General features: G+C 71.6%; 6 protein-coding genes. 5 read left to right on the forward strand and 1 reads right to left on the reverse strand.

What is annotated here, in order from left to right; translation table 11 throughout:
* The first annotated feature begins 71 nt into the window (after positions 1-71).
* The 4 genes from IEY56_RS24325 (at position 72) to IEY56_RS24340 (ending at position 4998) form a co-directional block, all read left to right on the forward strand.
* Positions 72-548: a hypothetical protein gene (locus IEY56_RS24325; protein WP_189039411.1), complete on the forward strand. Its 477-nt coding sequence runs from the start codon at positions 72-74 to the stop codon at positions 546-548.
* Positions 549-1011: 463 nt separating this feature from the next.
* Entirely contained in the window at positions 1012-2853 is a 1842-nt protein-coding gene (locus IEY56_RS24330; RefSeq protein ID WP_189039412.1) for a sugar-binding protein, read from the forward strand.
* Between the two features lie 409 nt (positions 2854-3262).
* Positions 3263-3628: a PadR family transcriptional regulator gene (locus IEY56_RS24335; RefSeq protein ID WP_189039413.1), complete on the forward strand. Its 366-nt coding sequence runs from the start codon at positions 3263-3265 to the stop codon at positions 3626-3628.
* Complete coding sequence (locus IEY56_RS24340) at positions 3625-4998, forward strand: permease prefix domain 1-containing protein (RefSeq protein WP_189039414.1); 1374 nt, start codon at positions 3625-3627, stop codon at positions 4996-4998. The genes IEY56_RS24335 and IEY56_RS24340 overlap by 4 nt, the downstream gene beginning before the upstream one ends.
* Before the next feature lie 85 nt (positions 4999-5083).
* Here IEY56_RS24340 and IEY56_RS24345 read toward each other — a convergent pair whose 3' ends face one another.
* Complete coding sequence (locus IEY56_RS24345) at positions 5084-5749, reverse strand: snapalysin family zinc-dependent metalloprotease (RefSeq protein ID WP_189039415.1); 666 nt, start codon at positions 5747-5749, stop codon at positions 5084-5086.
* Between the two features lie 1023 nt (positions 5750-6772).
* On the opposite strand from IEY56_RS24345, the gene IEY56_RS24350 reads away from it, so the two are divergent.
* On the forward strand, positions 6773-7984 hold the full coding sequence (locus IEY56_RS24350) for a PucR family transcriptional regulator (protein WP_189039416.1): 1212 nt from the start codon (positions 6773-6775) through the stop codon (positions 7982-7984).
* The last annotated feature ends 74 nt before the right edge of the window (positions 7985-8058 follow it).

Here is an 8058-nt window from a genome sequence, read left to right on the forward strand (position 1 = left end):
GCGGACCCGGTCATGCGGACCTCATTGACCGGCAGACCGGTCACTCATGGAGAACCAACGAAGGAGACACCATGCGCAGAATCCGTGCGTTCCTGATGGTCGCGGCAGTCACCGCGGCGGCGGGAACCATGTTCGCGGGCTCGGCCCAGGCGGCGCCCGAGCGGGTCACGGGGGCCAACTGCGACGCCCTCTACCGGACTCACAAGGACGACGGCTACTTCCGGGCGTTCGACGCGGTGGACTGCCGCGAGCTGCTCGGCGCGGCCTCGGGCAACGACTCCAACTGGGTCGACGGCACAGGGCCGTTCACAGGCTCGGACAACGACAAGGCGACGTCGGTGCTGAACACCGGCACGTACGCGGGCGGCGTCAACAACGTCCTGCTCTACCAGGGTGCGCAGGGCGGCAGCAACGGCGTGGGCTGCCTGGCGCACGGCGAGCTCTACGTCGACGACCTGCGCGACAACACCTTCACGGGCGGGGCGAACGCCAACAACAAGATCAGCCGCCACGTGTGGTCGAGTTCCTGCACCAACCCCTGGACCTGATGGGGGACTTCCCGGCTCGCCGACCGCCTCCTGGAGAGAGTGGGACGTGAGCACACCGTGAGGCGCCGAGCGGCCTCCGTCCTCGGAAGGGGCGGGGGCCGCTCGGGGCAGGTCCCACTCCGCCCCGCCGGGCTCCGGCCCGGCGGGGCCGAGTGCCGTCCGGCGAAGCCATATGCCAGCCATGCTCCTGACTGCCCCGAAACCTGACTGCCCCGAACCTGACTGCCCCCGAAACCCCGGAAGCTGCCCCGAACCTGACTTCCCCGAAGCCCCCGGAAGCTGACCCCGAAGCCGCTGCCGCCGTAGCCCCCTCCATTGAAGCTGCCCCGAACTCGCCTGCGGACGCGGTGAGTCGGCCGACGTGGTGAGCCGGCGGAGTGGCGCGCGGGACGGTTGCCATGGGGCGGTGGATGGCGAAGAGTTGCCGCCGGTGCGGTTCCGCGGGCTGAGAGAGGCGGTTCAGATGGTCGACGCGTACGACGAGGCCGAGGCGGCAGGGCCTTCCCGGCGGCATGTGACGGCCGCCATGGCTTCGGGCCTGGCGGGCGCGGTGCTCGTCGGGGGAGCTCCCGGCGCCCAAGCCGCCGAACGGCGTCCGGCAGGCGGCCGGCCCGACCCCGCGCACCACGACATCCTGTTCGTCAGTGCTCACCCGGACGACGAGGCGGGGAACCTGTCCACGTTCGGTCTGTGGCGCGAACGCCGGGGGATGCGTACCGGCGTCGTCACCGTCACCCGCGGAGAGGGCGGCGGGAACGCGGTGGGCCCGGAGGAGGGCGCGCCCCTCGGCGTGCTGCGCGAGAAGGAGGAGCGCTCCGCGACGGCGCTGGCCGGCATCGAGAACATCTTCTACCTCGACAAGCCCGACTTCTGGTACACCCTCTCCGCCCCTCTGACCGAGAGGATCTGGCACGAGCGGGACACCCTGGAGCGCATGGTCCGGCTGTTCCGCATGGCGACGCCGCACACCGTCGTGACGATGGACCCGCGCCCCTTCAACCAGCACGGCGCGCACCAGATGGCGGCGCGCCTGGCCATCGAGGCGTTCTTCCTCGCGGGCGACCGCAAGGCGTTCCCCGAGCAGTTGACGTGCGAGGGGCTGGCGCCGTGGCGGCCGCGGCGGCTGCTGGCGCAGAACTACGGCTTCTCGGATCTGCTGGGGCCGGAGGCGCCCGAGGAGCGGCACACCGATCCGGACACGGGCCTGCCTGTCGTGGGTGTCTGGTCCGGCCACGCCTCGCGCGAACACGGCACGTCCTGGGCGCAGGTGGAACGGGACGCGAGCCGCATGTACCGCAGCCAGGGCTGGGCGGCGATGCCGCCGGAGGTCCCGGCGGACCCCGAGAAGCTGGGGTCGGACTGGTTCAGCGTGCTGGCGGAGAAGGGCCGCGCCGTCAGGGCTCCGGTGAAGGACCAGGGTGAACTGCGGCCCGTGTACGAGGAGTTCCGCCGCTGGACGCGACGGGTCGGCCTGCCCTGGCTGGCCAACGGCGCGCAGCCGGACTATCCGGATCCGCCGTCGACCACCGTTCCCGAGGTCGCTGCGGCTCCCGTGCTGAACGGCGTCGAGGGCGACGGCGAGTACCCCGGCCCGCAGTTGGACCTCGTGCACTGGGAGGGCGACGAGGCGACGGACGCGGACTGCTCGGCGACGGCGAAGATGTCCAGGCACGGCGACGACCTGTTCGTACTCGTCACGGTGAAGGACGACCGGGACGGGACGCACCTGGAGGAGGACGACGCCAAGAGGCACTGGCGGACCGACGCCGTCGAGATCGCGATCGACCCGCGCGGCGACGCGGACGACACCTCCGTCACCTTCAAGACCGGCATCTTCCCCTTCACGGCCGGGGGCGGCGGCCCCGTCGCGGAGCGGGACGCCGACAACCGCCAGGGGCCTGCGGGGGAGACCGCTCCCGGGATGCGTGTCGCGGCGGAGGTCGACGAACCGTACCGGGGCTACACGGTCGAGGCGAAGATCCCGCTGGGGGAGCTGCCCGCGGCGGCCGACCCGGAGCGCTTCGCCGTGAACATCCTGGTCTACGACTCCGACACCAAGGACAAGACGGGTCAGACGCGTCTCGCCTGGTCGCCTTTCGGGAGTGCGCAGGCCGACCCGTACGTGTGGGGCACCGCCCGGCTGGAGGGCTACACGCCCCCTGCGGACCGTCCGACGGACCCGGCGGAGCCCGAGATCCCGACGGAGGCCGCACGCAGTGAGGACTCGCCGGCGTCCGTCGAGCAGTCCCGCCGCACCGGCATTCCCCTCGCGGGCGGCCCACGCCCGTGCACGCCCCGTCGCTGACGGCGGCACCGCGCCAGTCTCACGAGTCACGAGTAACGAGAACCGAGCACGCCGGGCCCTTCCCATGACGGGGAGGTTCCGGCGTGCTTCGCGCGTACGCAGGGCCATGCCCGGGTGGGTCGACTCGTCCGTGCAGGGCGGGACTTGAGCCTTCGCCTCCCGCTCGTTCCGTAACCCACGGCGGCTCTGCGGAAAGCCGCCGCCGCCCGTTCGGGCCGGCTCACGGCGTGTCTCGGCGCAGGGTGGACGGCTTTCGCGGCCCACCTCCCAACACGCCGTCGCTGCTCTCACCGGATCTGACGTGGGAGTTCGACGAGGACGTAACAGCCGGGCGGTGTTCCTTGTGCCGCGAAAATACCTAGGACTACTATGCATCACGGACCTAGGTATGGGGAGGCAGGGAGGTCTCGTGAAAGTCACCAAGGATCTAGTGGCCGCTTCGGCGACGCCGATGGTGCTCGGCATCCTGGCCGAGGGGGAGAGCTACGGCTACGCCATCCTCCGGCGGATCAGCGAGCTGTCCGGCGGCGAGCTGGACTGGACCGAAGGGCTGCTCTACCCGCTGCTGCACAGGCTGGAGCGCCTCGGCCACGTGGAGTCGAGCTGGCAGTCGGTCAAAGGGGAGCGGCGGCGCAAGTACTACCGCCTCACCGACAGCGGCGTCGCCGAACTCGCGGAGCAGCGCCGCCAGTGGGCCACGGTCGTCGAGGCGCTCAAGCAGGTCTGGCCCGGCGGCGGAACGCTGTCCGCGATACCGCTGGAGGGCATGGCATGACGGAGCCCGACGGCCACGACGAGCTGGAGACCCAGTTCGCCCAGTGGCGGCAGTACGCGGAGCGGCGCCCGGAGTTGCGCAAGGCCGACACCGAAGAGCTCGAGGACCATCTCCGGGGCTCCGTCGACGAGTTGACCGGACTCGGCCTGCGCGCGGACGAGGCGTTCCTGGTCGCGGTCAAGCGGATGGGCGGCCTGGACGACCTGTCCCGCGAGTTCGCACGAGAGCACTCCGAACGGCTGTGGAAGCAGCTCGTGCTCACCGGCGAGGAGGACGGCTCCGGCCCGGACACCCGGTCGCGGCGCGACATGCTCGCGATGGTCGTCTGCGCCGCCGGTGCGGCCGTGTCCGTGAAGGTGCCCGAGCTGGCCGGGATCGGATTCGACGACGACGGCGGCTTCTACGGACGCAACATCGCCCTGTTCACGCTTCCCTGGCTGGCCAGTCTCCTGGCCTGGCGCCGCCAGGCGGGGCGGGGCGTCATCGGGGCGCTGCTGGGGCTGTTCGCCCTCGGGGCCCTGGCGGCCAACGTCTACCCGCTCGCGGAGAGCTCCCAGTCGGTGGTGCTGACCGCGATCCACGTTCCGCTCGCGTTGTGGTTCGTGGTGGGGCTGGCCTACGTCTCCGACGACGTGCGCTCGTCACGACGGCGGATGGACTTCATCCGCTTCACCGGCGAATGGTTCGTCTACCTGGCGCTCATCGCGGCTGGTGGCGGGGTGCTGACCGCTTTCGTCTTCGGGACCTTCGAGGCCATCGGGATCAGCCCGGAGGACGCCATCGGGCAGTGGCTCGTCCCGTGCGGCGGCGTGGCCGCCGTGGTGGTGGCGGGGTGGCTCGTCGAGGCCAAGCAGAGCGTCGTCGAGAACATGGCCCCGGTGCTCGCTCGGCTCTTCACCCCGCTGTTCGCCGTGGTGCTGATCGCCTTCCTCGTGGCCTTCGGCTGGACGGGCGAGGGCATCGACATCGAGCGGGAGGCGCTGATCCTGTTCGACCTGCTGCTGGCCGTGGTGCTGGGGCTGCTGCTCTACTCGCTCTCCGCCCGCGACCCGCTGGCGCCGCCCGGCGTCTTCGACAGGCTGCAGCTCCTTCTCGTCGTGAGCGCGCTCGTCATCGACGTACTGGTGCTGCTGGAGATCACCGGACGCATCACGGAGTACGGCACCACGCCCAACAAGGCCGCCGCGCTGGGTGAGAACGTCATCCTGCTGGCCAATCTCGCCTGGTCGGCTTGGCTGATGCTGGGGTTCGTCCGCCGGCGCACGCCGTTCGCCGCGCTGGAGCGCTGGCAGACGGGCTACCTCCCGGTGTACGCCGGGTGGGCCTGGGTCGTCGCCCTCGCGTTCCCGTCGGTGTTCGGCTACCTCTGACGTGCTGTGCTGCCGGGTCCGGTGGACCCGGCAGCACCGCGTCGCGTCCCGTCGCGAACGCCCCTGCCGCTCGGCGTGGCCGGCGTTACTTCTCGGCGAAGTTGGCGTCCGCCGCGCGCGTCTCCGAGGAGTCCGGGTGCCAGCTCGGGCAGTCCTTGCCGCCCTTGTGGCCGGACATCAGGCTGGAACAGCCCTCGTTCCGCCGGTCGTCCAGGCCCAGGATGTGCCCGAACTCGTGGGCCGCGATCCGGGGGGAGGAGTGCCCCGCGTCGAGGGCCGCGCGGCCCATGACGATCGTCCCCGCGCCGATCTGCAGCGGCTTCGTCCTGGCCTCGGGCCACCCGTCCTCGACGACGATCCGCACGTCCGCCTTCTCGCCGGCTTTCGCGGGGCGGATCTCGACGTTCTCGAGGCTGTCGTTCCAGGCGGCAACCCCGACGGAGACCGGCTCGGCGTACTCGGCCGCCTCGCTCACGTCGTAGGTCACCGCGTCGCCCGGACCCCCCGGCGCGGGCTCGTCCGCGGGGAGGTCCGCGGAGGTCTCGTCGGGTTCGTCCGCCGCCGGGCCCTGCTCTCCGCCTCCTTCGCCCGTGGTCTTGCCCGCCTTGCCCGGCGCGTCGCTCTGACCGGAGGAGGCGGAGTCCGGCTTCCGGGCCGAGTCCGTGTCCTTCCCGGGTCCGCAGGCGGACAGCGCCAGCAGTGTCAGCGGTATGCAGGCGGCGGTCGCCAGCCGGCGACTTCCCTTGCGCATGATCGGTCTCCGTCGTGGTGTGGGGGGTTCCGTTCGGCGTGGCCGCCTGGGTGCCGCTACGGCTCGGCGGGCGGCCGGATCGCTGATCTGAGCATCCGAACTGCCCCTGTCAAAGGGGTAGTTGCAGAGGGCGGGTCGGGCCGCCGTGCGCCGCACGGGCGGCGTGCGGCACGGCGCCGGCAGCGGCGTCCGCGTCCCGGCCGGTCAGCACCCGGAGGCGGACGGGCCGCGCCATCCTGCCGTGACAGGCCGTCCTGCGCCGCTGCCGTGGGGTGCGCCGCCGGAACCGGCCCGGCCGCCCCCGCGATCCGCCCTTCGCGACCGGCCGCGTGTACGAGCCGTGCGCGTGGCGTCTCCCCGTCGGGGGCGGCCCCCGCGGCTCCGGCGGCCCGGCAGCCCGAACTCTTCCCCCGCGACTGTTCGTTCAGAACGTCGTACGGATCCGTTCGGGGCGCCTCTCCGCAACCCGTCGCCGGACATTCGAGCAGAGGGCCCAGACCGCCCACAACATCTACCGGGGGCAACACGGCTCCGGAGGCCGTTTTTTGCCACGGGAGGCAATTCCGGGCCCGCGGATTTCCCATCCCGGCGACCCGGTTTCGTGACCGGCCGCGAACTCTCCGTCACAGAGGAGAGGGGATCGCGTCGGTCGTTGGTGTGTGCATCCGAATTCCATGAGTGTCCGACGGTCCGCAAAAGGCGTGATCCGGTTCTCAGGTGACGCCTCGAAAGCCCGGCGGCGCCCTTTCCACTCGTAATCCTGAATCGCGGACGCCGACCGTTCGGAACGGTGGTGAGCCGGGGGCGGCTCGCAGACCGGGGCGGCGTCCCGAGGCTTGCGGGTCCGGGGCTGCCGCTGCCGGGCCGAACGGGCGTGCCGCCAGGCCGAGTCGAGGTCCCCGGGTGTCCGACGGAGTGGAACACAGGGGGCCCAGAGGCTGTATGCTCCCCGCCCTGGAACCGGTTTCATGGCTCTGTGAAGCGGATCGGACGGTTCGGGTCCCTGCGCGCGAGCGCCGGGGGATGCTCTGGCAACGCGACCTGGGAGTGACGATGGACAGGGGCTACTTCGCGCGCCTGGCGGCCAGGCGCGACTCCACCGCCCTGGCGATGCGGAACGCCATGGTGCGGCAGGTCCCCCTCTACGGCGCCTTGTCGTCGACCCGGCAGGTCGCGCTTCTGGGCGAAATCCACGACACCTGGCGGCCCGTTCTGAAGCAGGCGGCGAAAGACGAGCCGCTGACGGAGGCCGACCTCGAGCCGTACCGAATTCTGGGGCGGAACAGAGGAATGAAGTCGTTTCCCCTCGGTGAACTCCGGGCGGGCTTCGAAGTCGCCCATACGACGGGTCTCCGCGAATGCCTTTCCATGATCGAGCCCGGCGACGGCGGCGCGTCCATAGCCTTCACCGCGTGGGGCGTCAGGGAACTCCCGCGCATCATGAGCACCGTCGAGAGCGCGTACGCGAGAGCCTGCGGAACGGCAGGAGACCGCTCGCAGGCACGGCAGTTGCTGATGGACCGCCTGACGCAGGGCAGGCCGGCGGACGACGTGGCCTCCGCGCTGGGGACGGAGCTGCCGAGCGGGTACCTCGTACTGCTGTGCAAACCCCGCGGCGACGGGCCGGACTGCAGCTTCCGGGGCGGCCTGCCCACGGGTCAACTCGACTCTGTACCCGGCCTGTTGTGGCAGGCCGATCACGCGTCGGGCGGTCTGCTGGTCCTGCTGCCCGTCGAGGCGAGCGCCGCAGCGGCGCGAGCGACGGCGCGCGGTCTGGTCACGTCCCTCGCGAATGCCCTGGGCCGGCGCCTGAGCGCGGCGGAGGCGCACGGGGCGACGCTGGACGACGTCCCGGCGGCCGTCCACGACGCCAGGCAGTCACTCGCTCTCGTCTGCGCGATGCCGGACGCGGAGAGCCGGCCGTACGGTGCCGACGAGTTGCTCGTCGAGCTGGCCGTGGCCCGTCAGCCCGCCGTCCGGCGGAAGCTGACCGAGCTGCTGGCGCCCCTGCAGCGCGGCACCGACCTGCAGCGCACCCTCGAAGTCCTCTTCGACTGCGGGCTCGACAGGCAGAGGACGACGGCGGCCCTCCACATCCACCGGCGGTCGCTGACGTACCGGATCCAGCGCATCCGCGAACTCACCGGCCTCGACCCCACCACCGCCCACGGCATCCAGCTCCTCCGCGCGGCGCTCACCGCCACCCGTCTCCCGGCGACGCTGACTTCGCCTTAGGGCCTGTCTGACAAATCCCGCCTGGCTCGCGCCGCCTGGCACGCACGTCTGCTGCGTTGTCGGACCGACCGAGT

The organism is Streptomyces daqingensis (genome assembly GCF_014645895.1).
Classification (GTDB): domain Bacteria; phylum Actinomycetota; class Actinomycetes; order Streptomycetales; family Streptomycetaceae; genus Streptomyces; species Streptomyces daqingensis.